Origin of the sequence: Shewanella sp. ISTPL2 (assembly GCF_013283205.1) — a bacterium.
GTDB lineage: Bacteria > Pseudomonadota > Gammaproteobacteria > Enterobacterales > Shewanellaceae > Shewanella > Shewanella oncorhynchi.
The window spans coordinates 1,640,303-1,666,212 of sequence record NZ_JAAPAV010000001.1 but is presented as its reverse complement, the minus strand read 5'-3'; the positions used below and the strand labels follow the sequence as shown (position 1 = coordinate 1,666,212).

At 43.6% G+C, this 25,910-nt stretch carries 22 protein-coding genes and 1 riboswitch; of the genes, 9 read left to right on the top strand and 13 right to left on the bottom strand.

From position 1 onward, the window contains the following. Positions 1-43: 43 nt before the first annotated feature. The 3 genes from HUB64_RS07475 to HUB64_RS07465 all read right to left on the bottom strand — a co-directional run bounded on the left by HUB64_RS07475 (position 44) and on the right by HUB64_RS07465 (position 2,160). Positions 44-382, bottom strand: coding sequence for a hypothetical protein (locus tag HUB64_RS07475; RefSeq protein WP_173496710.1), 339 nt, complete (start codon positions 380-382; stop codon positions 44-46). A 178-nt stretch (positions 383-560) separates the two neighbouring features. Continuing rightward, positions 561-1,811, bottom strand: coding sequence for an ammonium transporter (locus tag HUB64_RS07470; protein ID WP_028761801.1), 1,251 nt, complete (start codon positions 1,809-1,811; stop codon positions 561-563). A gap of 10 nt (positions 1,812-1,821) precedes the next feature. Continuing rightward, the gene (locus HUB64_RS07465) at positions 1,822-2,160 is read right to left on the bottom strand and encodes a P-II family nitrogen regulator (protein ID WP_028761800.1); all 339 of its coding nucleotides are present in this window, start codon (positions 2,158-2,160) and stop codon (positions 1,822-1,824) included. A 344-nt stretch (positions 2,161-2,504) separates the two neighbouring features. Between HUB64_RS07465 and HUB64_RS07460 the strand changes: the two genes are divergently transcribed. Continuing rightward, positions 2,505-3,047 carry a hydrolase gene (locus tag HUB64_RS07460; protein WP_168824640.1) on the top strand — a complete coding sequence of 181 codons (543 nt, stop codon included), beginning with the start codon at positions 2,505-2,507 and terminating at the stop codon, positions 3,045-3,047. A gap of 155 nt (positions 3,048-3,202) precedes the next feature. Here HUB64_RS07460 and nrfA read toward each other — a convergent pair whose 3' ends face one another. Next, positions 3,203-4,606 (bottom strand): ammonia-forming nitrite reductase cytochrome c552 subunit, encoded by a 1,404-nt coding sequence (gene nrfA / locus HUB64_RS07455; RefSeq protein ID WP_113939112.1) that lies wholly within the window; start codon positions 4,604-4,606, stop codon positions 3,203-3,205. A gap of 225 nt (positions 4,607-4,831) precedes the next feature. Between nrfA and narQ the strand changes: the two genes are divergently transcribed. Beyond that, the gene (narQ, locus tag HUB64_RS07450; RefSeq protein ID WP_168824638.1) at positions 4,832-6,667 is read left to right on the top strand and encodes a nitrate/nitrite two-component system sensor histidine kinase NarQ; all 1,836 of its coding nucleotides are present in this window, start codon (positions 4,832-4,834) and stop codon (positions 6,665-6,667) included. After that, entirely contained in the window at positions 6,660-7,289 is a 630-nt protein-coding gene (locus tag HUB64_RS07445; protein ID WP_105250232.1) for a response regulator, read from the top strand. Before narQ ends, HUB64_RS07445 begins: the two co-directional genes overlap by 8 nt. Positions 7,290-7,380: 91 nt before the next feature. On the opposite strand, the gene HUB64_RS07440 is transcribed toward HUB64_RS07445, so the two are convergent. Further along, positions 7,381-7,755, bottom strand: a complete 375-nt coding sequence (locus tag HUB64_RS07440) for a YacL family protein (RefSeq protein WP_105250233.1) — start codon at positions 7,753-7,755, stop codon at positions 7,381-7,383. Positions 7,756-7,951: 196 nt separating this feature from the next. Between HUB64_RS07440 and HUB64_RS07435 the strand changes: the two genes are divergently transcribed. Continuing rightward, a complete protein-coding gene (locus HUB64_RS07435) occupies positions 7,952-8,917 on the top strand; it encodes a zinc transporter ZntB (protein ID WP_131525184.1) in 966 nt (321 codons plus the stop codon). 99 nt (positions 8,918-9,016) lie between these two features. Here the strand turns inward: HUB64_RS07435 and HUB64_RS07430 are convergent, their stop codons facing one another. The 3 genes from HUB64_RS07430 to HUB64_RS07420 all read right to left on the bottom strand — a co-directional run bounded on the left by HUB64_RS07430 (position 9,017) and on the right by HUB64_RS07420 (position 12,355). Beyond that, positions 9,017-10,138 carry a succinylglutamate desuccinylase/aspartoacylase family protein gene (locus HUB64_RS07430; protein WP_173496709.1) on the bottom strand — a complete coding sequence of 374 codons (1,122 nt, stop codon included), beginning with the start codon at positions 10,136-10,138 and terminating at the stop codon, positions 9,017-9,019. A 1-nt stretch (position 10,139) separates the two neighbouring features. Beyond that, positions 10,140-11,495 (bottom strand): lysine-sensitive aspartokinase 3, encoded by a 1,356-nt coding sequence (lysC, locus tag HUB64_RS07425; RefSeq protein ID WP_173496708.1) that lies wholly within the window; start codon positions 11,493-11,495, stop codon positions 10,140-10,142. Positions 11,496-11,645: 150 nt separating this feature from the next. After that, positions 11,646-11,820: riboswitch (Lysine riboswitch) on the bottom strand. A gap of 100 nt (positions 11,821-11,920) precedes the next feature. After that, positions 11,921-12,355 (bottom strand): DUF3293 domain-containing protein, encoded by a 435-nt coding sequence (locus HUB64_RS07420; protein WP_131525181.1) that lies wholly within the window; start codon positions 12,353-12,355, stop codon positions 11,921-11,923. A gap of 588 nt (positions 12,356-12,943) precedes the next feature. On the opposite strand from HUB64_RS07420, the gene arcA reads away from it, so the two are divergent. After that, positions 12,944-13,660, top strand: coding sequence for a two-component system response regulator ArcA (gene arcA / locus HUB64_RS07415; RefSeq protein WP_006080127.1), 717 nt, complete (start codon positions 12,944-12,946; stop codon positions 13,658-13,660). A 97-nt stretch (positions 13,661-13,757) separates the two neighbouring features. On the opposite strand, the gene HUB64_RS07410 is transcribed toward arcA, so the two are convergent. Continuing rightward, positions 13,758-16,070, bottom strand: coding sequence for a S9 family peptidase (locus HUB64_RS07410; protein ID WP_173496707.1), 2,313 nt, complete (start codon positions 16,068-16,070; stop codon positions 13,758-13,760). A gap of 266 nt (positions 16,071-16,336) precedes the next feature. On the opposite strand from HUB64_RS07410, the gene HUB64_RS07405 reads away from it, so the two are divergent. Continuing rightward, positions 16,337-17,329 (top strand): class 1 fructose-bisphosphatase, encoded by a 993-nt coding sequence (locus HUB64_RS07405; protein ID WP_173496706.1) that lies wholly within the window; start codon positions 16,337-16,339, stop codon positions 17,327-17,329. A gap of 511 nt (positions 17,330-17,840) precedes the next feature. Next, positions 17,841-18,683: a hypothetical protein gene (locus tag HUB64_RS07400; RefSeq protein ID WP_173496705.1), complete on the top strand. Its 843-nt coding sequence runs from the start codon at positions 17,841-17,843 to the stop codon at positions 18,681-18,683. On the opposite strand, the gene HUB64_RS07395 is transcribed toward HUB64_RS07400, so the two are convergent. Further along, positions 18,602-19,779 (bottom strand): IS3-like element ISSba5 family transposase gene (locus tag HUB64_RS07395; RefSeq protein WP_173244624.1). Its coding sequence is split into 2 segments (ribosomal slippage): positions 18,602-19,521 and positions 19,521-19,779, totalling 1,179 coding nucleotides; the frame shifts between segments, so codons are not numbered across the junction. The genes HUB64_RS07400 and HUB64_RS07395 overlap by 82 nt on opposite strands. A gap of 182 nt (positions 19,780-19,961) precedes the next feature. Here HUB64_RS07395 and HUB64_RS07390 point away from each other — a divergent pair. Next, positions 19,962-20,861 (top strand): hypothetical protein, encoded by a 900-nt coding sequence (locus HUB64_RS07390; protein ID WP_217363087.1) that lies wholly within the window; start codon positions 19,962-19,964, stop codon positions 20,859-20,861. A 964-nt stretch (positions 20,862-21,825) separates the two neighbouring features. On the opposite strand, the gene HUB64_RS07385 is transcribed toward HUB64_RS07390, so the two are convergent. Further along, complete coding sequence (locus tag HUB64_RS07385) at positions 21,826-23,121, bottom strand: site-specific integrase (protein ID WP_173244903.1); 1,296 nt, start codon at positions 23,119-23,121, stop codon at positions 21,826-21,828. A 61-nt stretch (positions 23,122-23,182) separates the two neighbouring features. Beyond that, entirely contained in the window at positions 23,183-23,401 is a 219-nt protein-coding gene (locus HUB64_RS23150) for a hypothetical protein (RefSeq protein WP_081729032.1), read from the bottom strand. Positions 23,402-23,581: 180 nt separating this feature from the next. Between HUB64_RS23150 and HUB64_RS07380 the strand changes: the two genes are divergently transcribed. Then, the gene (locus HUB64_RS07380; RefSeq protein WP_113940482.1) at positions 23,582-25,153 is read left to right on the top strand and encodes a DUF3369 domain-containing protein; all 1,572 of its coding nucleotides are present in this window, start codon (positions 23,582-23,584) and stop codon (positions 25,151-25,153) included. A gap of 77 nt (positions 25,154-25,230) precedes the next feature. Here HUB64_RS07380 and HUB64_RS07375 read toward each other — a convergent pair whose 3' ends face one another. Further along, on the bottom strand, positions 25,231-25,683 hold the full coding sequence (locus tag HUB64_RS07375) for a hypothetical protein (RefSeq protein ID WP_173496704.1): 453 nt from the start codon (positions 25,681-25,683) through the stop codon (positions 25,231-25,233). Positions 25,684-25,910: the final 227 nt, after the last annotated feature.

Here is a 25,910-nt window from a genome sequence, read left to right as displayed (position 1 = left end):
TCGCGATCGATTGAAAATAATCGCAAATAATTTAACGAATTAACTATTGCGAAGGTCGGTCAACTTCTATGTATAACTCACGCTGCTGATAATCATACGGCCGATAGTTATGCTCTCCACAGGTAAAATGTCGATAGGGTTTCATGACCGTAACGCAACCTAAGGGTAAAGCCTGCAGAATTTGGATTTGCTGCTGGCGACGAAGCGACTCCTGCCATTCAAAATCCTTGAGCACTTGATCACGCACGGCAAAGGCATCGACAGGCTCACTTGAGCGATTAACGATCACTTCTCCTGCAAAGGCTGAAACCGATATCCAGCCAGAAATGACGATAAGACTTAGTCGCAAAAATTGACCTATTGTTTTTATATTCAATCTCATAGAACACTCCTTAATTTATGCAAGAAAACAGAATGGCTCAGTAATTAAGCTTATGACCCTGTGCTTAAACTTCAATCACAGTGATTACCCATAAAAAAGCAGAGCCTAGGCTCTGCTTCACTATCCCTCGATCCAAGCTAAGCATCAAGGTGAATCACGCATTAATGTGCAAGTTTAATCAGCCCGCATTTTTGACCGTAACAAACTCAGGATAGGCATCAATACCGCAGTCAGAAGCATCCATACCGTTGTATTCTTCTTCCTCAGTCACACGGATCCCCATGGTTATCTTAATCACATACCAGACAGCAAATGATGAGCAGAACACCCAAGTGAAAATGATCGCTGCGCCCGTCAACTGTCCGGTAATAGTTGCATTGGCATTGGATAATGGCACACACATTAAGCCGAGGAAACCAGCCACACCGTGTACTGAAATCGCACCGACGGGATCGTCGATCTTAATGCGATCTAAGCCCACAATCGAGAACACCACCACGCCGCCCGCCACTAAACCAATCACACCCGCCATTAACAATGAAGGCGAGAGAGGATCGGCCGTAATCGCCACTAATCCAGCCAAAATACCGTTAAGGATCATGGTCAAATCCGCTTTGCCCCAAATCATCTTACACACTATAAGCGCAGAGATAGCACCAAAAGCAGCTGCAGTATTGGTATTCACAAACACTTTCGCCACTGAGCTTGCATTCGCCGCATCCGACACCATTAATTGCGATCCGCCGTTAAAGCCAAACCAGCCCATCCACAGAATAAACATACCTAAGGTTGCCATTGGCAAGTTAGAGCCTGGAATAGGATTCACTTGACCATTAGGCCCGTATTTACCCTTACGCGCACCGAGTAATATTACGCCAGCAATCGCCGCGGTCGCCCCCGTCATATGCACAATACCGCTACCAGCAAAGTCTACAAAGCCCAGTTTAGCGATAAAACCTTGGCCCCAAGTCCAATAACCTTCTACTGGATAGATAACCGCTGTCATCACCACAGAAAAGAACAAGAAAGCCCACAACTTCATCCGTTCCGCCACAGCACCAGAGACAATTGACATCGCCGTTGCCACAAATACAACTTGGAAGAAGAAGTCAGATTCTAATGCATGGCTCGCATCTGCTGATTGCGAACCAATTAAGGTGCCAATTGACGGTAACCAGCCACCTTCAGTGTTATCCACATACATGATGTTATAGCCAACCAACAGATACATCACACAGGCAATCGCGTACAGCACAACGTTCTTAGTTAAAATTTCAGTGGTATTTTTAGAGCGAACTAAACCCGCTTCTAACATGGCGAATCCCGCCGCCATCCACATGACTAAAGCGCCAGAAATCAAAAAGTAAAAGGTATCGAGTGCAAAGCGTAGTTCAGTGACTGTGCCGCCTAATTTCGTTAATTCTTCCATTGTCAGCCCCTTATAGCGCTTCAGTATCAAGTTCACCCGTACGGATACGGATAGCATGTTCTAAATCAACGACGAAGATCTTACCGTCACCAATTTTCCCCGTATGGGCCGCAGTGGTAATGGCCTCAATCAACATGTCGAGATTTTCAGCCTTAGTGGCAATTTCTAGTTTTACTTTTGGCAAAAAATCCACCTGATACTCGGCGCCGCGATACAACTCTGTATGCCCTTTCTGACGGCCAAAACCTTTCACTTCGGTCACCGTCATGCCCTCAATACCAATTCCGGCGATAGCTTCACGGACATCATCCAACTTAAACGGCTTGATGATAGCGCTGACTAGTTTCATCCTGACCTCCAAAAAAACGCGATTGTTATTAACTTGTATCAAAGGTAATTCAATCATTAGGCCAACAATTTAATCCATTGATTATTATTGATTTAAATTGTTTAACACTATTTTTTAAGGTTAAAAATGCACCATAATCGAGCACTAACTGGTGCGATGCACTCTTTTAGTGAGCAGTTTAAGTGCGACAGCTATTCGACCTTAGGCCTATTGGTAACAAGGTTAAATTAGGGTCTACTGGGGGAAGCGTAAATCGAGATGAAATCTGAGCATCACAACACAAGCTCTTAAACAAAAGCGAAGATCATCACTAAGACAATCATCAAGCGCAGAAGGAAGGCCCGATGTTAAAACCAGAAGAATGTGTTCTCGTTATCGTCGATGTGCAAGGAAAACTTGCACAAATCATGGATAACAGTGACAAGCTGCATCAACAACTACAGACCTTAATCCAAGGCGCACAATTATTTGAAATTCCAATACTGTGGTTAGAACAGCTACCCGATAAACTCGGAGCAACTAGCCCTGAGCTGCAAACTTTACTTGCAAAGACCAGCTCACCCATTGCCAAGCAGCATTTTAGCGGCTGGCACTGTGACGCGTTTGCAAAGGCATTAACTAAGACGAATCGCAAACACGTCATACTCGCGGGTATTGAAACCCATGTGTGTGTTTACCAAACCTGTTGTGACCTTATCGAACAGCAATATTCGGTGCATCTCGTCGCAGATGGCGTCTCGTCACGCAGTGCCGATAATAAAAAACTGGGTATTCAGATGATGACGGCCAGAGGCGCCTTATTAACTAACGTGGAATCGCTATTATTTGAATTACAACATCAAGCCCAAGGCGAGCGCTTTAGGGCATTATTAAAACTGATCAAATAGCGACTTAGCCCGTGGTATTTCTTCAGCCAGCATGACCAACGCCTGACATTACTCGATATTTTTTTCCATAAAAAAGCCCCCGCTGAGTCAGCGAGGGCTTTTATTTACATGAGGGGTTAGCTCATATTGAAAACTCAACCGCGATTGATTAAAACCTACTTATAAGTGGCTTCGCGTTTTTTCGCTTCTTCATCCCACTTAGGTAACATGTCTTTCTTGAATGCTTCTTTCTCTGCATTCATCTTATCCATATCCATACCTAAGGCTGCTTGTGCCTTAGCTTTGGTAGAGATATCAGGAATAGCGATTGGATCTGTGATGCCTTTTTTCGCTAATAACTGTGCTAACTTAACTCGGGCATCGGCCGCTTTATTCACTGAAGTACCTAAAACACGTAGGGCTTCTTCAGGAGCATGAGCAGCAACACCATGGGAAGCAATCGCTAAGTCCCAGCGCCATTGAGCATGACGGATATCGGTCAAGATAGGCTTCATTTCAGCTTCAGTTGCACCCAATTCCCACGCTTTAGCAGCTTCGAAGTGCGCTTTGACTAATTGCTCTTCCGCTTTCAGTTTCATTTCTTTAACTTTAGCTTTACGTTCATTAGTGACGCCAACTAAGAATTCTTTCGTTTGGCTATGGCAAGTTGCACAGGTTTCTTCGAAACGGTCAAATGGATTACCCACTTTATGATCGGTAAATTTCTTACCTTCAGGGCTAGTCACTTTTGGCATATGGCAGTCAACACAACTGACATTATTTTTACCATGAATACCCAGTTTCCACGTTTCATACTCTGGATGTTGCGCTTTTAACATAGGTGTTTTAGACAGCGCATGAGTCCAATCGGAGAACTCGATACCGTCGTAGTAAACTTCCATCTGGTCAACAGTTATGCCCATATCCCAAGGGAATTTGACGAAACCTTTTTTGTCTTCTTTTTTCTCAAAATAGTATTCAACGTGGCACTGACCGCACACCATAGATTGCTTGTCTTTCTTCGAAGCTTTATCAAATGGCGTACCGATAGCATCCATTGCACGGTCTACATAAGGACGAGAGATCCGCAGTTTTGGTGAACCTTTTTCATGACAATCACCACAGCCAATGGTGTTAGTGACTTCAGGGCCACCCTTAGCCCATTTACCTTTGAAGTAGCCATCTTCACCTTGCTCTTCAATTAAGCGAGGTACATCAGGGCTCTTACAGCTCCAACATGCCATAGGCAATGGACCATCTTCCGCATTTTTCGGCGCACCAGTACGTAGGGTATTACGCACGTCGGTCACGGCATACATATGGCCGCGAGGAGCGTTGTAATCTTTTGCGAATGCATAGCCAGCCCACAGGATCACCATATTAGGATCCTGCCCAATCGCATCGACAAGTTCTTCACTCTTTGCGGTATCATGCCAGCTATTATATTGATTCTTAAATTTATCTTTATAAACTTCGTTGCGAGGCTCTGTTTTATCACTCGCCATTGCGCCCGCTGCCATGAAGCTGGCGGCAACCAGTGCACTCAGTGCAAAGGACTTACCTGTCATCTTCTTCATCATCTCATCTCCGTGTTGCATTATTGTTGTAAATCACGACATCTCCATGGTCAAACTTAGTGATTTAACCCTGCTAAAAATATACCTCTTAGGGGGTATCTAGGTTGAAGTTTGCGCTAGATCAAAATGTAAAGGTGTTGTTGTTCACATTTCTATACTTTTGTTAATGTATTACATTATTTTCTAATGTAAAAACCACTGCAAAGTGCCATAACAGCGGCCATCAAAATGAACAGCGGATTAATGAAACGAGGTAGTCTCACCTCAAAAATCTTAGGATTAATGTTAGTACTTATTCTGCTCTCTAGTAGTTTATCGACTTTTGCTATCATCAATTTGTCCTACAGCTTAGGCGACGCCAAGGCGATTAATGCCTCAGGGTCGCTGAGGATGCAAAGCTATCGGTTAATGTTTTACGCCAACTCAGGCAGTGATGCTGCGCAGGATAAAATCACCGAATTCGAAAATACGCTCTATTCCGACACATTAAAGCCCTCGGAAAGTTGGTTTAGTCCGCCAGAAATTGCCGCTCAATATCAGCTTGTCATCGATAAATGGCTGGTGATGAAACACTACATAGAACAAGAAAACTCCCGCGATTATGTCGCCTCACTGAAGGACTTTGTTGATACCATTGATTTACTGGTGCTTGAGATGGAGCACTACGCCGCCTTTAAACTCAGGCTCCTTGCCGCCAGCCAAATATTAGGCTTAGGCGTCATGCTCATTATCGCTTTTGTGGCCGTGCGTTTTACAAAGAAGAAAGTGGTGATCCCGCTGCAAAAACTGATGGAATCGGCCAACACGATTTCTAAGGGTAATTTTGAAATAGAAATGCCCGAGACCGAATATATTGAACTTACAGCGCTGACCCATGCCCTACAAAAAACGGCGAAGGAACTCGCGACGCTTTATGGCAACTTAGAATCGCAGGTAGCAGAAAAAACCTTAGCGCTGACAAGGGCCAACAACGAGCTGGCATTCTTATATGATAACCTACTGACATTAAACGCAAATAAACTCGATTACAAGGCTCTCAAGGCGGCGCTGAATCAGTTAAAAGGCTATGAATCACTCGACTACCTAAGACTCATCATTCAATACCCAGAGCAAGAGTTAGAAGTGATTGAGGCCGATGGCGGTTGGCCAGATATGACTCAAGAGAGCACCCGTTTCCCACTGCAATTTGAGCAGGCTAATTTAGGCTATTTAGAGTTAATTGCCGACCAAACACCCAATATCGCCTTGTTTAACAATTTCGCAATTATGTTGACACGCTCAATCGTGATCCACAATGCCACAGAGCAAAGACAGCAACTGGCGCTAATGGAGGAACGTGGCGTAATTGCCCGAGAGCTGCACGACTCTTTAGGTCAAGTGCTATCTTTCCTAAAAATCCAAATTAGCTTATTACGCAAAAACTTAGATTGCAGTTGCCGCAGTCCAATCGTTGAGGCGCAGCTAACCGAAATCAACGAAGGTGTAAGCACTGCCTACGTGCAGCTCAGGGAGTTACTATCCACCTTTAGGCTCACAATTAAAGAGCCCGATCTAAAAAGTGCTTTAGAGGCTATGCTTGAGCAACTCAGGACAAAGACGAATATAAAGATAACCTTAGACTATAAACTTGCGCCACAATGGCTAGAGGCAAAGCAGCACATCCACATACTGCAGATCACGCGAGAAGCGACGTTAAACGCCATCAAACATGCTGAGGCCAGCCTCATTAACATCCATTGCTATAAGGATGACGAGGGTATGGTCAATATTGATGTTTGTGATAACGGCATAGGTATTGGACATTTAAAAGAACGAGATCAACATTTTGGCATAGGTATAATGCATGAACGAGCCAGTAAGCTTTCAGGTAAAGTCGTGTTCAGCGACAATGATTTAAAGAGATTTAAACCTGCTATGGCAACCACGACTGAGCAAGGATGCAATGCACAAGACGACGCACTCAACCCTAACAGCCCATTAAACCTTATGCAGCACAGCAAGGGGTCAAGTGGCACTAGAGTGACGCTTATTTTCCCATCTCAACAGGAGCCTTCAAATGGGTAAACCTTATTCAGTACTAGTGGTCGATGACCATCCCCTCTTGCGCAAAGGCATCTGCCAGCTCATCGCTTCAGATCCTGACTTCAGCCTATTTGGCGAAGCCGGTAGTGGTTTAGACGCATTAACCGCAGTGGTCACCGATGAACCCGACATCATATTGCTCGATCTGAATATGAAAGGCATGACAGGCCTAGATACCCTCAACGCCATGCGCCAAGAAGGTGTTACCTCACGCATAGTAATTCTCACCGTTTCAGATGCAAAACAGGATGTTATCCGTTTACTTCGCGCTGGAGCCGACGGCTATTTGCTCAAAGATACTGAGCCAGATTTGCTGCTCGAAAAACTCAAAAATGCCATGCTTGGCCATAGGGTGATCAGCGATGAAGTAGAGGAATACCTTTACGAACTTAAAGATGCGACCGATGAACAAGAATGGATTTCAAGCCTGACCCCAAGGGAGTTGCAAATTCTACAGCAACTGGCGGAAGGCTTAAGTAATCGCATGATTTCAGAGCATTTACACATTAGTGAAGGCACAGTTAAAGTGCACGTGAAAAACCTACTGCGTAAAGCCAATGCTAAATCGAGAACCGAAATGGCGGTGCGCTACCTAAATAATTAAAGATACGAAAATAAGCTTGGTATCGCGCAAACAATAAAGGCAATCCCATGATTGCCTTTATGTTTTTATCAAATAGAGATTAAATAAATGATTACAAACCTTTCTCAATAAATTGCTGCCAACTCAATAGCGCCTGCTCAAAATCCTCAAGGCCACAATAAGCTTCTGACTCAGCATCATAGAGTGACATAGCCTCTTCTAATTCATATTCTTGCTCAAAGCCTAAGGTATTGGCAAAGACTCGCGCCTGTTCACGCTCTAACTCTAAGGTAAAATCATTACCAACAAGACGCCATGAACCTCGTTTATCGGCTTGAATTTCTTTTATCACACCCAACACTTGCTGAATTTTAGCTAACTCAGTCCCTAATTCTTCCGTAAACCATTGCCCAAGCACTTCATGATCCATGCTAAAGCTAGCCAAAAAAGTGCCAGTTAAACTGTTACGCCGAAATTCGTATTCCATTTTATTGTCTCTTTGATCTAAGCCTACTAATGCTAATTTTAACCTATCCTTGGCTAAGTTGCTTGCATCACTCAGCACATCAAATTTATGTCAATTAACGTTTACCTCATGTCGTTAAGCATAAGTACTGACTTCATTTTCATGACAAAATCAGTTAGTTTGTTTGGATGATTTTGAAAGTTAAATGGAATGCGATATGCACGAAGGGTTTATCTACAGTTTAGTGCTAAGCGGCGCCCAAGCGGGTTCCACCTTGAGCCTAGAACAGATCGAAAAATGGGATCCTCAGGATGGCCTACTCTGGTTACACCTTCGCTATCGCAATAAAAAGGCACGCCACTGGATACTCAATAGCGGTCTGCCTAAGGTCGAAAGTGATGCCCTACTCGCCCAAGACACTCGTCCCCGTGCAGTGATAACAGGTGAAGGCATATTACTCGCGTTACGCGGCGTCAACCTCAACCCCAATTCAGCTCCCGAAGACATGGTGGCCGTGCGTATCTATGCCGATAAACAGCGGATCATATCCACCTGCGATCGCGAGTTACAGTCGGTCAAAGATGTCGCCGAGCTGATCCTTGAGGGAAATGGGCCTACAACTACGGGGGACTTTATCGTCGCAATCTGCGAACGACTGACCAATCGTAAAGTCGAGTTTATTGATAAATTAGAAGAACAGCTCTCTGATTTAGAAGAACTAGTCGTCTCAGGCAATGTGAAAGACTTACGTACCGATATCGCCGAACTGCGCCGTCAAACTGTAGCCATTCGCCGCTATTTAGCCCCACAGCGCGAAGCATTCTCGAAAATGATTTCCGAGCAATTCAGCCTATTTAAAGATACCGAACGACTCAAGCTGAGGGAAACAAACGATAAACTTATCCGCACCATTGAAGATCTCGATGCCCTGCGCGATAGGGCTAATGTGACTCAAGAAGAATTACTCAGTCAGCAATCGGAGCAACTCAACAAACGCTTATACTTCTTATCCTTAGTGTCAGCAATCTTCTTACCGCTAGGCTTTTTAACAGGCTTACTTGGGGTCAATATTGGCGGGATACCGGGCGCGGACAACACTTGGGCCTTCGCCACCTTCTGCGGAATATTAATCTCACTCGTCGCCCTGCAAATGGCGCTGTTTTATCGATTCAAGTGGTTATAGCCACCTTAAAACAACGCCAATCCTAATCGATTGGCTTTGTTTTCTCTCAGTACCATAAACTAATTGTTATGGGCTAATGCTTATGCTCTAAGCGGGCGATTATGTCGTTGGCAACTCAAACGCATGAGTCATGACTTTATAAAGCTCTGTTCCTTGGTGCACTGATGCCGAAGCAAAGTGCAAAATCGGCACGCAGTCCTGCGGCAAACTAACCGTTTTTAGCTCATCCGCCGTACCGTATAAATCCATTCGCAGTAAATTTACTAAGGGCTGCCCCGCAGCTAATGGCTCGCCCACAGGTGCAAGGTATTCCACTAAACCAGCACTTGGCGCGTGATATTTTTTATAGTCTTTTAGATAACAACCAAAGCGCTGCATTTTAGCGGGTGCAACGGTTTCAGCGATCACGCCTCGGTGGCTTAAATATGCCAAAATCCCTTGTGCATCAACCCGTGCATCCTCAAGACAGACGCGCTCTTGGCTCGCCAATTCCAAGGTTAACGCTGACACTGCAACCCCTAAATCGCGCCCTTGAGATTTAGCAAAATCACTCAATTGCCACCAAGGACAAAACGCAGCCTCATCCATGGCACCACCAAAGGCATTGGGGATAATGAGCGTATAAGGGATCGAAAAAAACTGCGCAGCAGCTAAGTCATATTCAGGACAATACAAGTGCTTACAAGACTTAGGACCTGTGTGCAGATCGAGCACTATATCCGCGCCATGGGCCATAATCTGCAGATTAACCGCGAGCCAATGGCCAGTAGTAATGCCCCATTCATGACGCAATTTTTGCTGACAGGCTTCAACCAAAGTACTGCGATAGGCCTGGATCAGCTCGCTATCACTCAGCTTGGCATGTTCGCCATACCAAGTCGGCAAATCGATAGCATGATTCAAATACTCACGATTCCAATTCGCGCCCGTAATAGGATCAAAGCGGCCAAGGGTAAACTCACCGCTTTTTTGGTTGATCCCAAGGGGATTGGCCAATGGCACTAAGGTGATTTCGCCGCGGATGTCACAGAGTTCGAGCTGTTTCATCAACTGATAAATCACCGCATTACCTTGAACTTCAGCGCCGTGGACATTGGCCTGAATATACACTTTGGGGCCAGTCGCCTTATCGTCGCTCGGCTTAAAATGGTAAATAGGCAAGGTAAGCGCTTGCCCTGCGGCAAGCTCGCCAATTTGCAGAGACGATGTTGTCGGCAGCATATTAAGCGCCTTCGAACAGATTTTGATGCAGCGATTTCACCACTTGTGCCGCTTCCGATTCTGCCACTAACACACACAGATTATGTGGGCTGGCGCCTTGGCAAATCATCCGCACATTGTGTGGTTCTAACACTTCAAATACACGGCGACAAATACCAGGCGTTGTCGCGATGCGATTACCGATAATAGCCACTAAGGCCAATCCATCTTCAACTCGCACACGACAATGCTGTGATAATTCTTGCAGCAATGCCTCACTCAACAGACCTTGACCACTCGAATCTGAACCAGTTTTATCGAGGGTTAGAGACACATTCACTTCTGATGTGGTAATCAAATCCACACTGATCTTATGTCGCGCTAATGTCGCAAAGGTTTCCGCTAAAAAGCCCTGAGCATGCAACATTTGCAAGCTGTGAAGATTTAATAGGGTTTGATCGCGGCGCAAAGCCACAGCGCGGAATACGGGTGCATCTTCCACTTGATGACGGATCCAAGTTCCGCCCTTTTCAGGCTCTTTACTTGAACCCACAAACACTTGAATTTGCTGACGAACGGCAGGAAGAATAGTCGCTGGATGCAATACCTTGGCACCAAAGGTCGCCATCTCGGCAGCCTCATTGAAACTGATCTCTGCAATCGGAAAGGCATTGGGCGCCAAACGAGGATCCGTTGTATAAATTCCCGCGACATCGGTCCAAATCTCTACCGCTGAGGCGCGTAACGCTTCAGCTAACAGTGCAGCAGAATAGTCACTACCGCCGCGACCTAACGTGGTCGTTTGACCGGCTTCATCGGCACCGATAAAGCCTTGCGTGACAATCACTTGTTCCGCTAACAGTGGCTGTAGATAATCACGAGCTAGAGTCGCAATCTGCTCGACCTGAGGTTCGGCGCGGCCAAAGTGGCTGTCAGTACGTAACACTCGGCGCACATCGAAGGCACTTGAGTTAACACCTTTCTCGCGGATCACCGCCGAAAACAACGCCGAAGAACATTGCTCACCGAGGGACAACAACTCATCCATAGTCGCTTTGCTGCGTTGTGATGCGAGCGCTTCACTCAATACTGACATACGAGTCAATAATTTATCTAATGCGGCGGCCACATCGTTAGGACGACCGAGCTTATCTAAAATCGCATATTGAATTTGGGCAATTTGTTTTAATCGCTGTAATCGGCCATCGTCGTTGATCGATTCTTGGGTCAATTCCACTAACAGATTAGTCACGCCGCTCGAAGCGCTGACCACGACTAAACGACAATGAGGATTAGCTAACACTATGTCTGCACAGCGATTCATAGCGTTATAGTCGGCAACTGAGGTGCCACCAAATTTTGCGACAACGAGAGACATTAGCGCACCTCCGTAAAACACGTAGGGCAACAAATAAATGCAGATTGAATAAGATATTGATTAACTAACATGATCACACTCCGAACTGACTTCGTTCGAAGAGCCTGGTGCTCAATGATAACGCACCCCAAAAGAAGGGAAACAGCAATCGTCACCAGAAGCTCTCCACCAATTACAGGTGACAATCGTCAGGATTCAGCCTGAGCGACCGACATAAACATGCAGCAACCATATCTATGCCTCGGCGTTAATCTCCCTCATCAGTCATCGCTGGAGTTTGTGCTCCTCTGACCGACTACCTAGTTAACGCTCCTCTTCTGTTCCTTTCCTAGGAAAGGGACGAAAAAAGTAGCAATAAACCCCTAATGAAGTCAATGCTAATTTCATAACAAATGAACAATTTAAATAAAATCTTTTGAAAACAACTAAATGTTCAAATCGGGTAGCTCGTATACCAGCTGCACATAATCTCTAAATTTGCCTAAACACACTTCATCATGTCCATCCAAGATGCAAGGCACTAAGCTCACATCCCCTTGTTCGACAACATAAATCGCATATTGATTAAATTTCTTACCCAATTGCAATGCCATCGTTCTATCGATAAACACGGCCCAACTTTTTTCCATGTGGGATAAATCCGGTGCTGCGCCCACTAAAGCACGATAAGGGCTACCGAGTAATTCAATTTCACGGAGAAGTTGGCGATCGAGTAAACGGTTTTGGCTAGGAGAGAGAAGCTTTGAAGCGGGATTATGAGCGGTAATAACAGCAAAGGAAAAATCACAGGATAATGCTTGAGTCAGCAAAAACAACGGCGCTTGGTAACATTGCCACAAATTTTGAGTCGTATTGTCCATTGGTAGTCTAGTCGAAAAATGAACCCAAGCTAGTGTAGCAGAGTGATTGTAAAATCCAAAGAGGCGTGAACTGGCTCACAGGAATAAGAAATACATTAGTTATACTAATCAATAGCTAAAGTAAATATCATGGTAAAAACCCCTGCTCACCTAAAATTTGTTAACATTTCATTTGTTAACAAATGACTAAAACGAGTACAATGTACGTACTGGTGAGTTGAAATAGATTGAGCAAGATGCTTATCGTTCAATACAGTTTGTTACATATATCGCTTTAAGTAACGTGAACTGACCGGGCATCTGTTTAAAATCTGTTCTACATTTGATTTGTCTTTTAAACATTTAAAAAAAACAATAGTTAAGGAACTTATTCTAACTATTGCTTATCGAAGTTGGTACTGATTACGTTTTCTCGTATTACACTTAAACGTGCACTTAATCTACATCCAGATATAGATGTCACCGTAAAGATTTTCCTTTTGAGCACAAAGCAGTTCAAGGAAGTATCAACGCTTTTATGAATATAAGAGCCCGAAGTAAGTTGCTCTTATTGGTTAGTATAAACTGATTAAAATTTAGGTAAATAATATGCAAAATCCGCACATTCTGATCGTTGAAGATGAAGCCGTTACCCGTAACACGCTGAGAAGTATTTTCGAGGCAGAAGGGTATGTGGTAACTGAGGCCAATGATGGCGCAGAAATGCATAAGGCTATGCAGGAAAACAAAATTAACTTGGTCGTTATGGATATTAACTTGCCAGGTAAGAATGGTCTATTGTTGGCACGTGAACTACGTGAAATCAACAACATCGGTCTTATCTTCCTGACAGGTCGTGACAACGAAGTCGACAAAATTCTTGGACTTGAAATTGGCGCGGACGATTATATTACCAAGCCGTTCAACCCACGTGAATTAACGATTCGTGCTCGTAACCTTCTGACTCGTGTCAACAGCGCTGGCGCTGAAGTCGAAGAAAAGAGCTCAGTAGAATACTACCGCTTCAATGATTGGAGCTTAGAGATCAACAGCCGTTCATTAGTGAGCCCACAGGGTGAATCTTACAAACTGCCACGTAGCGAGTTCCGCGCTATGCTGCACTTTGTTGAAAACCCAGGCAAAATTTTGACTCGTGCCGATCTACTGATGAAAATGACTGGCCGTGAACTTAAGCCACACGATCGTACTGTAGACGTGACTATCCGTCGTATCCGTAAGCATTTCGAAAGCTTGCCAGATACGCCAGAAATCATCGCGACTATTCACGGTGAAGGCTATCGTTTTTGCGGTAACTTAGAAGGCTAATCGCCCGCTAAGCAACACCCGCATTAGAAACAGGATTGGTTTGATAAGAATCAATTCACAAAAAACCAGATCCTAGGATCTGGTTTTTTTATGCCTACTATTTGGCGTTTTTCAACTGCCTATCGAGGAAATCTGCCAGTGAGCGATATAAGTGATTACGCACTTTCTCGCCACGCATCGAATGTTTAGATCCAGGATAATCGATCATCTGGAACAGCTTGCCCTCATCCTGCAACGCCTTATAAACCCGAGTGCTGTTTTCAAACAAGACGTTATCATCGGCCATGCCGTGATACATCAACAAACCCGCTTGATAGTTTTTCACATAAGGGAACACACTGCTGGCTTCATAACCTTTTTCATTCCCCTCAGGATGGGCTAAGTAACGCTCAGTATAATGGGTGTCATATAAGCGCCAGTCGGTTACAGGTGCACCCGAAATCGCGGCTTTAAAGTAATCCGGCGCCTTAAATAAACTCATCAAGGCCATGTAACCGCCGTAGCTGTGGCCGTAAATCGCTACATTATCGGCATCGACAAATGGCAGACTCCGTAAATAGTCCACTCCCACTTTTTGATCCTTGACTTCAGCTTCACCCAAATGACGGTAAATCACTTGCTCAAACTTTGTGCCCCTGTGGGCGCTGCCGCGGTTATCCAACTGGAACACCACATAGCCTTGTTGCACCAGATACTGGGTAAAGTAGTCCTGCTCGCTCCAACTGTTGGTCACTAACTGTGCGTGCGGCCCACCGTAAACCCGCACTACGACAGGGTATTTCTTGCTCGCATCGAAGGGAACAGGTTTGAATAAACGGGTTTGTAACACTTGGCCATCTTCGGCTTTTAGTTCACCAAATTCAGGGATTTGCCACAGACCCGCATAGTCATATAAAGGATGGCCTTGCTTGACTTCATTTTGCTCAACCCAAGCCAGTTGCTGGCCCTTGTCACCGTGTAAACTGATCTGCGGTGGCTGAGATAAGCTATTGAAATAATCCAGATACACACTTTGATTGTCGGCAAACACAGGATCGTGCATGCCCGCTTGCTTGCTTACCCGCTCAACCTTGCCACCCGCTAAAGGCACGCGATAAAGTTGTTTCTCGATTGGCGTATCTTTGCGGCCAGTGAAATATACCCAACCAGCGGTTTCATCTATGTATTCCAACGCATCGACAGCCCACTCGCCCTGAGTCAATTGGGTTTTAAGTTTGCCTTTTAAGTCAAAAAGATACAGATGATTAAAGCCGTCACGCTCAGATGCCCAAATAAAAGCCGATTGTTGTTTTAAAAAGTGCAGATCGTTATTGAGGTTCACCCAAGCGTTACTGCGTTCTTTCACTAAGATTTTTGGTTTAGTAAGCGCATCTAACGCCACTAACTGTAAATCGAGCTGATGTTGATCGCGGCTCTGCCACTGGAACGACAAATGTTTGCTATCGGGCAACCAATCGACCCGCGGCAGGTAAATATCTTTGCTCTTGTCTTTGCTGTTCTCTTCGCGCAGCTTCACCCAATTGATGGCCTTATCTTTTAGCGTGACCACACCGAGGGCGATATCGACGTTGTTTTTGCCGGCATAGGGATAGCGCTGCTCAGTAAGTTTAATACCATCAGCATAGATTTCGTTACGGGTTACTTGCTCGACACCGGACTCATCAATACGGGTAAAGGCGATGGCCGATTCATCGGGCGCCCACCAATAACCTGTCATGCGATCCATTTCCTCCTGAGCGACAAACTCGGCCATGGCATTTTTAATCGCCCCGCCGCCATCGCTCGTCATAGCTTGGAGTTTTTTGGTCGCCAGCTCTAACACATACAGATTTTGATCCCGCACGAAAGACACAAAACGTCCCTTGGGCGATAGGCGCGCATCTGTGGCAAACCCTTCGCCAATGGGAAGTTGGCTGACACTGTTATCCACTAATGAAAAGTAATACAGATTACCAGCAGCCGGAATTAATAGCGCTTGGCTATCATCGGCCCAGAAGTACTCCATAATGCCTTCACCATAAATACGTTGGCGTTCGCGGCGGGCCTTTTCTTCATCGGATAATTCATTGCTTGCCAACTTATCTGCATTGAGCAATAGGCTAGATTTTCCCGTCTTTACATCCATCTGCCAGAGATCATAAAAATTTTGATTGTCTTTACGGCCCGCAAGATAAGTGACACGCTGACCATCAGGTGACAATTTCAAACCTCGAGGACTGGTGCCCGCTAATGCGGGCGAGGCATTCATTCGCTCAATCGTCAGTGGCAGTTTGCCGCCTTCCATTGCAAAAGCTGGGGTAATTGAAAACATAGCTGTCGAAATCATGGCCATTTGGCTCGCTATCAGTAGGGGAACGGCGCGCACCTTAAGTGAGCACGCAGGGAACCAAGTTAACCTATTTTTAATCATTATTATTCCTTGGGAGCATAATCGCCTAAGATGTCAGCGATTAAAAACAAGCCGACATTGTGCCAGAGGCCGCCTATAAATAGAAAGAGCATGCAATATGCCGATACAAATTAGGCCCTTGCGCCAAGCCCAATCCAAATAATCCCAAAAAGCCCTAATATTCGCTAAAAGCATCAGCAACATCGCTGAAATTGTCGACTAACTGAGTTATCATTCGCGGCAAATAACGAAATTGACCTCATTGTTGAACCTCTAAAGGACATAACATGCAGACTCTGGCCCAGCACCTGACCTCACAGGCAGTGAACGACTCCCTCTCCCACCTAATTTTAACCTTAGCCGACACCTCAAAAGCCATTAGCCATGCCGTTCGCCACGGTGCGCTTGCAGGCGTGTTAGGCGCGACTGAGCAAGAAAACGTCCAAGGTGAAACCCAGAAAAAACTGGATATCATCACCAACGACATGCTCAAAGATGCATTAAAAGCTGACGGTACAGTGCGCGGTTTAGCGTCGGAAGAAGAAGATCATGTGGTTGAAGTCAGCCAAAATGGTCAATATCTGGTGTGTTTCGATCCACTTGATGGCTCATCTAATATTGATATCAACTCGTTAGTCGGCACGATTTTCTCTATCCTGCCCGCCTCTGCTGGCGAGTTGACTGAAACCAGCTTTTTACAATCTGGCCGTGCGCAATTAGCCGCAGGTTATGTACTTTATGGTCCATCGACCATGCTGGCATTAACCACAGGCCAAGGCGTGCAACTGTTTACTTTGCACCCAGAAACCAATGAGTTTTTACTGACTAACGCCGCCATGAGCATTAGCGCAGACACCGCCGAATTTGCCATTAATATGTCGAACCAGCGTTTTTGGGAAGCGCCAATGCAGACCTATATTGCCGATTTACTGCTCGGTAAAATTGGCCCACGCGAGAAATCATTCAACATGCGCTGGATCGCGGCCATGGTCGGCGATGTACACCGCGTGCTATCCCGTGGCGGTATTTTCACTTACCCAACCGACAATAAAGATCCTAAAAAACCGTACAAACTGCGCTTGATGTACGAAGCCAACCCAATGGCCTTCTTAGTCGAACAAGCTGGCGGCAAAGCCTCAACGGGTTATGAAACCATTTTAGATATTCAACCAACTCAAATTCACCAACGTGTTGCCGTCATCCTAGGCAGCAGCAACGAAGTCGACACTTGCCTGAGCTACCACGGTATCGATTACAGCGAAGAGCCAAATATAGAGTAAGCCGAATCGCTTAGATTTTGATTTTTAGGATAAAAGCCACTGACCACAGTGGCTTTTTTGTTGTCGCGTAATGCGACATTTTGGGTTGTGATTGCGAAATCAGGGATCTGTAAAGTTTTAGCGATGGGTTTCACATTTGGAGTTTATGCGGCCTGTCGGACGAGATGAATCAAAGTCGTGGGGGAACGTGAACTTCTGTAACCACTGTGCGAGCTATTAATCCCCAGAGATTTGTGCCTGTACCATCTTTCGAACGATTTACTCCAATGGCTCACAGCAACTTCGCAGAGAAAAGTGAACCAGAAAGAATGATAAAGCTAAAACGATATCAAGTAATTACCTGCCAAACTGTATAAAAACTGCTACCGCAAAAAAGCAAATTCCTATAGCATCATTTATAACAATTTACATGGATGTGGTAGCTGCCAAGTCCAACAAACGATTTATGCTTTGCAAACAGCACAGCGTATAAATACTAAGACGTTATAACACCAATCGAACAGGACTATGTATGAAGGCATTTGGCATTGGCTGCCTACACTTTTCTTTTAAGGGCGGTGTAGAAGAAGAAATTACAGTCCAAGAGTATATTGACGAAGTTAGAGCATCTTTAGAAAGACTTTCTAATGTTAGCGATGTTGAACTCGACTTTGATAAAGATGTAAAAGACGAAAAGATCAGCATCTCAGAAAGTACTCATATGAATGATGGTGACCCTTGCCATCCACATATTCCATTTTTTGAGCTCTCATTTAATCTTTACCTACCTCGAAGAATACAAGCGGAAGTAATTAATGAAGATCAAAACTATATTCATACCGAAACTGAACACTTCAGAATAGTGTTTAAACATGATTGGTATGGACCTTTTACCGTTATAGAGCTTATCGGAGCTGGTGAAAACTCTTCACCTTCTACCGCAATTCAAATAGTTAGGGAATACTTAAAGCGAGAGTTCGACTCAACCGGAAAGGTCCTACAACTTGACTATGTGGGCCCTTCTCCATTTCACGCTGATTTTTTCTTAAGTGAGAACGAGGATACCACTCCAAGCATGTCTTCAAACTTTGAACTAAACCATATAAAATTAATGGGTTATGATAAATTAATATTTTCTTACCTTGGTAGTAAATATGAATCAGAAGACCTTGCTTTCGAAGAGTTAATTTCAGATGTTTCGAGCGAAATCGCTTTCTTCTATCAGCTAAAGGTTATGCTCGCTAAGCAATCTTCTGACTGGGATTCAATACAAAATAGCTTATATTGTAGTGGTCAAGTAAAATTGGCCACGGTTTTAGAGTCATTCCAATATAAACGTTCTGACTCATTTGGCGTTAACCCACCATTATATTGATGGGGTCTGGTCTCACTGTAATATCCAGTGATGTAATTTGTGATCTCTTTATCTGCTTCTGTAAAATTCCCATAACCACTGGCAGGTATCCACTCAGATTTCAAACTTCTAAAGAAACGCTCCATTGGTGCGTTATCCCAACAATTCCCGCGGCGACTCATACTTTGCTCAATCTGAAGACGCCATATTAATTGTCTGAATTTCAAGCTTGTGTAATGCGAACCTTGATCGCTGTGATATATCACATTCTCAGGCTTACCCCTTAACTCAAATGCCATTTTCAAAGCTTTACAGGTCAGCGCACTATCTGGTGATAATGACAAAGCCCATCCAACAGGTTTGCGGGAAAATAAGTCTAAAACAACGGCTAGATAGGCCCAGCGATTACCGACCCAAACATACGTCACGTCGCCACACCACACTTGATCTGGTTGAGTTACTGCAAACTGTCGATTAAGCGTATTGGGGATTGCAACATGCTCTTGTGTCGCTTTCCTATAAGAATGCTTAGGCTGCTGACAGCTTAATAACCCAAGTTTTTTCATTAGATTACGGGCTCGATAACGACTGAGACCAATCCCTTTGTTAGTCACTAATTGCGCTATCGTTCGCGCACCGGCAGAGCCATGACTAATACGATGTGCGGCCTTCACTTCACTGCATAAAATAGTAAAGTCTGTATCAATATGTTCTTTTCTTTTTAGCCAATACTTATAGCTACTTCGATGCACTTTGAATGCATTACAAATTGTGAGAATAGAGTGGCTCTGCTTGAGTGCGCTGATTAGCGTAAATTGTTCATCGAGTCTGACATCAAGAGAGCGGTAGCCTTTTTTAGGATAAGATTGTGCTCCTCAAGACGAGCTATTTGCTTCTTCAGCTCACGGATTTCAATTTGTTCAGGGGTAATCGGAGATGCTTTTGGTGTGCCACCCTGGCGTTCTAGTTTTAACTGTCTCACCCATTTATCCATAGTGGACTTACCTACGTTCATCGCCTTTGCAGCTTCGATGATGCTATGGTTTTTATCGAGGACTAATTGGGCTGCTTCAAGTTTGAATTCAGCACTAAATGTTTTTCTGGTTGTCGATCTCATGTTTTCACCTAAAGTCATCTACGAGGTAATAATATCACCTCTATTTAGGTGGCCAAAATTAGTGTGCCACTACACTACAACTTCTAGTTGGTGCGCATGGGCAAGATCTTGTTCAAAGGTTAAATCAGGAGCTCTTTGAGACAGCTCCAGATGATATCCCAATATTTGATGACGTAACCGGAATGTTCAAACTCGAGTTTAGTCGGGCTGGACTGACCGCTTTAGAGCTGCTGCTGGAGAAACATAAGGAATATGATTTACCTGCCTGTAATGTATGCGATCTGTTATCTGCGATATCGCAGCAAGTACTAGAGAACATTTTTACGACTGTGCTTGACTATCAGTCTTTGATTGACAGCCATTTTAGATATCTTTTTTCCCCGCGCACAGAATGGGCAAAGTTTTCCAAAATGGTCATATTCTTGCGCTCGACTCGCGAATACATCGTGCAGCAATTAGAGAGTGTAGGTGAGCTACCTGATACTGGTTATTACCATGATTTGGAAAAATGCAAAGAATTAGGAATCGAAATCGGTGCGATTGGCACATCTAACTACAACAATCTTGTTGAAAAAATCTCAGAGAATTTGAACTTCGATATCCCTCCAGTTCAGCACCTGAATGGTGGCGTAACTGATTACTACAACCCCTATAAGAACTCTGTGATATCCGGTGTCAGTCCAGAAGATGTTCCCAAAGACCAAATTTATGTGCCTTTTGTCCTGACCCAAAGTGGACTAAAGCCTCTTACTTCGGTAGACATGTCCAGACGATACGTGGGTCTATTTGACCAATATTCGGAATGTGAAGCCATAGTTGTCGTAGGCTATGGATTTAACATAGACGACAGTCATATCAATGGATTATTCCGCAAATTGATTGAGGAAAAAGAAAAGTCCTTATATTGGGTGTGCCTAGAAACTGATGGCACAGCTGAAGAACAGAAAAGGCGCCTTATTAAGCGCCTAAGAATATCACTTCAGTTTCGTGACCGGATCAATGTTATTCCCGTTGATGCAGAGAATAGGCTATTTAGAGGTGTAACTTGGTTACATGAGGTAACTAGAACCATACAAAGTTGAATTTCAATGCTCTGTTTTTTTTAAGCTTAAATTCGAAATTTATGGTTTTACCTTAAAGTAGAAATGAAAAATTTATACATCACTACACTTGCTGATAAACTGTTGTGGCCAAATTTAGTTGAGCACTACAGCTGCTATGTAGGGTGCTGGGTAACAGAATACGCCTTAGTGGAGGCTTGAGCCGTATGCAGTGAAAGTTGCACGTACGGTTCTTAGGAGGGCGGCACTTGGTAACAGGTGCCGTCTATCCGACAAAAGAAGGTTAGGGCGCTTCACTCGATATCTATAAAAACTCCTGAAAATGACATATTTATGTCCATAGCGGCTCAAAATCGGCAACATCTTAGTATTTTATTGTGACTTTTTTGACAAGCATAAGCGCGTTGCTAGGTGTTTCTGGCTAGTTTGCGAGTCCAATATACCAAAGCATTCACGTAGCGACGATTAAATTGTTTAAGATACAGTCAAGTGGAACTGGTGATGTGTTCGAGCGACTCCTATGTTGATAAATCACGTCATCAACATTACAACAAATTAATCGGTAAGATTTAGCAGTGGAAATATAGCTACGAACCAATTTCAATTAAGCTTGGTAAACCTATGAATTATTGTAAGTAATCATTCTAATGGAGCAACATAATTTGATTGGGACATTGTTTCATAAAATTCATTTCTAACACGTCATCTATACTTCAAAAGTGTTCGCATAGCTGCGTGTGAGATGCACTTTGTTAAAAAGCAGCAAACACAAAGTTTAATGCGCTCTGGATGAACAGTTTTGCACTATAATGGAGCAAGTTTTTTGACGGAGTTACTTATGGTATTGATATATAAAAACAAAAATCAGACTCACGAAATGACACAAAACTCATTTGGAATGACAAGCCACAATAAAAATACGACGATTTCAAGCAATATAGAGAATATTTAACATAATATATATTGTGCGCAGCATTGTATCTAATCACTCTATACCTTTCAAATGATCGATTGGTTTGTTGAACGCACTTTCATGACGTTCAATTTGGCTAGTGTGCAAATATTGCGATGTAGTGTCGATACTTTCGTGGCCAGCGTCGGCTTGTACATGGGATAACGGTCTGCGGTTGATATTGATATCGTGCGTAATGCCAGTGTGACGAATATTGTGGGCAGTTAGTTTGCGCATCTGCGCCGCATCTTGTGTAAAGCCATCGATTTCTATACGTTCTGCAGCCAGATTAATTATTTTTTGAATTTCGTCGCGAACATGACGAATGCCTAGATTGGCATTGAGGATACCAACATCTCGGCCGCGTCCAGCAGCTTTGTGCCGTACAAACAAAGGATGATTTTCGTTTGGTCCTGGATAATCCGTTAATCCTAAAAACTGACGATATTTGACTAACGCATCGAGCAAAGCTTTTGAAATCGCAACGCTGCGTCTTTTACCACCTTTACTCAACGGAATATGAAAACTCCAGATGCCCGTTTGCTGATTACGTTTAAACTGGTTCATCACCGGCGAATAACCCGCACGTGCAGACACATCTGAAACGCGTAAATAACAGCAATAAATCAATGTAATGAGGAATAAACTTCTTTGATGTAACTCAGGAAATTCTTCTGCTAGTCCAGTAACGGTCGCCATAATATATGACCACTGTAATTCAGTGAATGCGAGACTATTTTCATCTTCATGACTTTGACGCTGATATTGCCTGTTTGCTGCAAATCGACTGTGATTAAGCCAGATTTGAGCAGGATTCCGCTCACAATATTCTTCACTTGTCAGATACGAATAAAACGAAGACAAAATGGCCATTTTTGTTTTTAACGCATTATCGCTTAACACATAAGGCTGGATTTGCCCGAGTTGTTTTTTGCCGACAAATGGTCGCCATTGCGAGTTTGGAACCCGTTCATCATGCAGTTTATCGTACTTAAACTGTGGCACATTAAAATAACCGATCAGTGCTATCGGCGGTGCTTGGCAATAATCAACGTAACGACTCATGTCTTTGCGCGTAACTTGAATGGGAGACATTGAAACCACATCAAAACACCAATGCAGAAACGTAGTGAGTTCACTGCGATAAGCTTTATAGTTGTTTTCGTTATGCTTTTGCTCAAATAGCCAATCACTGGCATGCTCGATGACTAAGCCCGCATCAACCACCTTTTTCATGCTAATTTGGGTGATATATTGGTTAACAATACTATTGCCAACTTGTATGAATTCAAATGAGTCAAATAACGGGATTACTGGAGGAAGTTGCATATTACATCTGAATTATAAGAGTTTCTTGTATGATAATACTTAAACGCAAATGCCGATAATGTTATTTATCGGCATCAAGATATGTCAGATTTTTAGTGCAACTTGAAAATGAACATTGCTGACAAGTAATACGCTTTTTGCAGCAGATCAAGCATAGCTGCCACACTTGCTGTTTCGATTGGCTATCTAAGCACGTGAAGTCAGATGCGCAGATGTGTCCATCATGTATTAGCTGTGCCAATTTATGCGCTGAAATTGATAAGTTAATTCGATTAGTCATGCCCTTTCCCTCCCTATCATTGTTTGATAGTAACAGAATACACAAATGAGAATCGTTATCAACAATGTAATTTAAGGATTGCCACTCACCTCGCTATTTTATGCAAGATTTTGCACCGCTTTGAAATGTGTCTACTACACTGATTATGTGATCATTATTTTTACTTGAATGAGGTATCGGATGCTGATTGATCTTGCAAAGAAAAACCCTCTTTTTTCCGGTAAAAAGTCTACCGAGACAACAGAGTCTGGTATTCCTTGGAAGGTATTAGTGGTCGATGATGAACCTGATGTTCATACCGTCACTAAGCTTGCCCTCTCCCGCTTTAAACTTGATGGCCGTGCCCTCACCTTTATTAATGCTTATAGTGCCGAACAAGCAAAAGAATTACTCAATCAAGAACATGACATCGCCATTGCCTTTATTGATGTTGTCATGGAAAGTGACCATGCGGGGTTAGAACTAGTAAAGTGGATCCGTGAAGAATTATTGAATAAAACCACTCGATTGATCTTACGTACAGGCCAGCCAGGGCAAGCACCTGAAGAAGACGTTATCGTCAATTACGATATCAATGATTACAAAGCAAAAGCTGAACTGGATTCCCGTAAACTGATGACTAGCGTCTACTCAGCCCTTCGCTCTTATCGCGATATCATGGAAATCGAGCAAGCAAGGCGCACCCAAATAAATCACCGTAAGGGCTTAGAAAGAGTACTAGAAGCCACCTCAGGATTATTTGAACTGCGCACCCTACATAAATTCGCCGATGGGCTACTGACTCAAGTGGCCACTCTACTTAATCTCGATTCAGAAACGCTACTGCTGACTTGTAATGCGATTGATGCAATTAGTGGTCATGTTGAACCTGTCAATATAGAAATCCTTGCAGGTACTGGCCAATTTGCGAATAAATCCCACATTACGCAACTACCTGAACATATTGATCGTCTACTGCGCAGTGCGCTCACCCAACAGCGGTGCCTTTATGAAGACAATTGTTTTATCGGTTACTTTCCCACCAAAGGCGGTTTAATCAATCTACTTTATATGGATGGTATTGATAGAATTGATGATCTTGATAAGAAACTCATTGATATTTTTGCCATCAACGTGGGCATAGCTTTTGAAAATTTGCTGCTCAATCAGGAGGTGGAAGATACACAATCAGAGCTTATTTTACGTTTAGGTGATGTTGTTGAAAGCCGCTCGAAAGAAGCTGCCAATCATGTGAAACGTATGGCGGAGTATTGTTCTCAATTAGCATTACTAGCCGGTTTAAGTGAATACGAAGCCGATTTACTGCGCCGTGCCTCACCAATGCATGACATAGGTAAAATTGCGATCCCCGATGCTGTCCTACTTAAACCCGGCAAATTAGATGACGAAGAATGGAAAGTTATGCGTCAGCACCCTATGATTGGCCATCAAATTCTTGCAAATTCTGAGCGACCAATACTAAAGGCCGCATCAATTATTGCACTGCAACATCATGAAAAATATGATGGTTCTGGTTATCCTGCAAATCTAAAACAAGACGAAATTCACATTTTCTCGCGGATTGTGGCAATCGCAGATGTGTTTGATGCTCTTTCCCATGCTCGCTGTTATAAAACAGCTTGGCCTTTAGAAGAGGTTTTAGCTGAAATGCGTAAAGGGGCGGCAACACACTTCGATCCTCACTTATTACAGCTCTTTATTGAAAATGTAGACATTTTTGTCAAAGTAAAAGAAAACTGGAAGGATCACTAATCTGTAATATGCCCAGTTGATGGTCTTGATGTTTAGAAAGCCATATCAAGCACTTTCAAAGATATATCAAGGCAGTTTTAACCATTGTCATCTGCGAGAAAATCAAAAACAGCCGTTTTAGTTTCACCATTAACGCTAAAACTAACAAAGCCACGCCAAACCATGTAGCCACTACTACAAGAACCGTAGACTAACTGACCGATATAAGTCATTTTGTCAGTTTGCTTCACATTTACAGGAATAACGCCCATAAACATGTCTCTTCCTTCTAAGCGGATTTGCACATTAGAAATTGGCATGGAAGATAACAACTGTAATGTCAATGGCTTTTCGCTTGGTGCACTCGCTGGTGACAAGCGAAAAGTGAGCTCAACATCCCCAACTTTTTTAACACAATCCCCCTTAGAAAATTGGCAAAGTGAAGGATCAAGACTGCTTTTAAGTGTGACTTGCTTTGCATCTTCCTTACAAGCTGTGAGATTGAAGCTAAATAATGCAATAAATAAATAGGGGCTCAGACGAGTTAGCACAAAGATTAACCTTATGATGCAATATGTTAACATTCTATGGCGTAGGTTGATCTAGATCAACTTTCCACACCCCTTCTTTGGTATCTTTTTTGATATGGCTCAAGTATCATTGCGAAACCTCATATTTGAGCAAAAATATGCAGGGTAACGCATTGACATCACTCAGCAACCTTAATAGGGAGGCTGAGTTTTATGTCATTTATAACAGGTAAAGCTTGTCTTTACTA

Bases quoted from the DNA above. Each gene is read 5' to 3' on its own strand.
- HUB64_RS07460 (WP_168824640.1), top strand. From the start codon at position 2,505: ATGTTAAAACCAGAAGAATGTGTTCTCGTTATCGTCGATGTGCAAGGA.
- arcA (WP_006080127.1), top strand. From the start codon at position 12,944: ATGCAAAATCCGCACATTCTGATCGTTGAAGATGAAGCCGTTACCCGT.
- HUB64_RS07465 (WP_028761800.1), bottom strand. From the start codon at position 2,160: ATGAAACTAGTCAGCGCTATCATCAAGCCGTTTAAGTTGGATGATGTC.
- HUB64_RS07385 (WP_173244903.1), bottom strand. From the start codon at position 23,121: ATGCAACTTCCTCCAGTAATCCCGTTATTTGACTCATTTGAATTCATA.
- HUB64_RS07430 (WP_173496709.1), bottom strand. From the start codon at position 10,138: ATGCTGCCGACAACATCGTCTCTGCAAATTGGCGAGCTTGCCGCAGGG.
- HUB64_RS07410 (WP_173496707.1), bottom strand. From the start codon at position 16,070: ATGATTAAAAATAGGTTAACTTGGTTCCCTGCGTGCTCACTTAAGGTG.
- lysC (WP_173496708.1), bottom strand. From the start codon at position 11,495: ATGTCTCTCGTTGTCGCAAAATTTGGTGGCACCTCAGTTGCCGACTAT.
- HUB64_RS07405 (WP_173496706.1), top strand. From the start codon at position 16,337: ATGCAGACTCTGGCCCAGCACCTGACCTCACAGGCAGTGAACGACTCC.
- HUB64_RS07445 (WP_105250232.1), top strand. From the start codon at position 6,660: ATGGGTAAACCTTATTCAGTACTAGTGGTCGATGACCATCCCCTCTTG.
- HUB64_RS07420 (WP_131525181.1), bottom strand. From the start codon at position 12,355: ATGGACAATACGACTCAAAATTTGTGGCAATGTTACCAAGCGCCGTTG.
- HUB64_RS23150 (WP_081729032.1), bottom strand. From the start codon at position 23,401: ATGACTAATCGAATTAACTTATCAATTTCAGCGCATAAATTGGCACAG.
- narQ (WP_168824638.1), top strand. From the start codon at position 4,832: ATGAACAGCGGATTAATGAAACGAGGTAGTCTCACCTCAAAAATCTTA.
- HUB64_RS07475 (WP_173496710.1), bottom strand. From the start codon at position 382: ATGAGATTGAATATAAAAACAATAGGTCAATTTTTGCGACTAAGTCTT.
- nrfA (WP_113939112.1), bottom strand. From the start codon at position 4,606: ATGATGAAGAAGATGACAGGTAAGTCCTTTGCACTGAGTGCACTGGTT.
- HUB64_RS07390 (WP_217363087.1), top strand. From the start codon at position 19,962: ATGTTCAAACTCGAGTTTAGTCGGGCTGGACTGACCGCTTTAGAGCTG.
- HUB64_RS07470 (WP_028761801.1), bottom strand. From the start codon at position 1,811: ATGGAAGAATTAACGAAATTAGGCGGCACAGTCACTGAACTACGCTTT.
- HUB64_RS07435 (WP_131525184.1), top strand. From the start codon at position 7,952: ATGCACGAAGGGTTTATCTACAGTTTAGTGCTAAGCGGCGCCCAAGCG.
- HUB64_RS07400 (WP_173496705.1), top strand. From the start codon at position 17,841: ATGAAGGCATTTGGCATTGGCTGCCTACACTTTTCTTTTAAGGGCGGT.
- HUB64_RS07380 (WP_113940482.1), top strand. From the start codon at position 23,582: ATGCTGATTGATCTTGCAAAGAAAAACCCTCTTTTTTCCGGTAAAAAG.
- HUB64_RS07440 (WP_105250233.1), bottom strand. From the start codon at position 7,755: ATGGAATACGAATTTCGGCGTAACAGTTTAACTGGCACTTTTTTGGCT.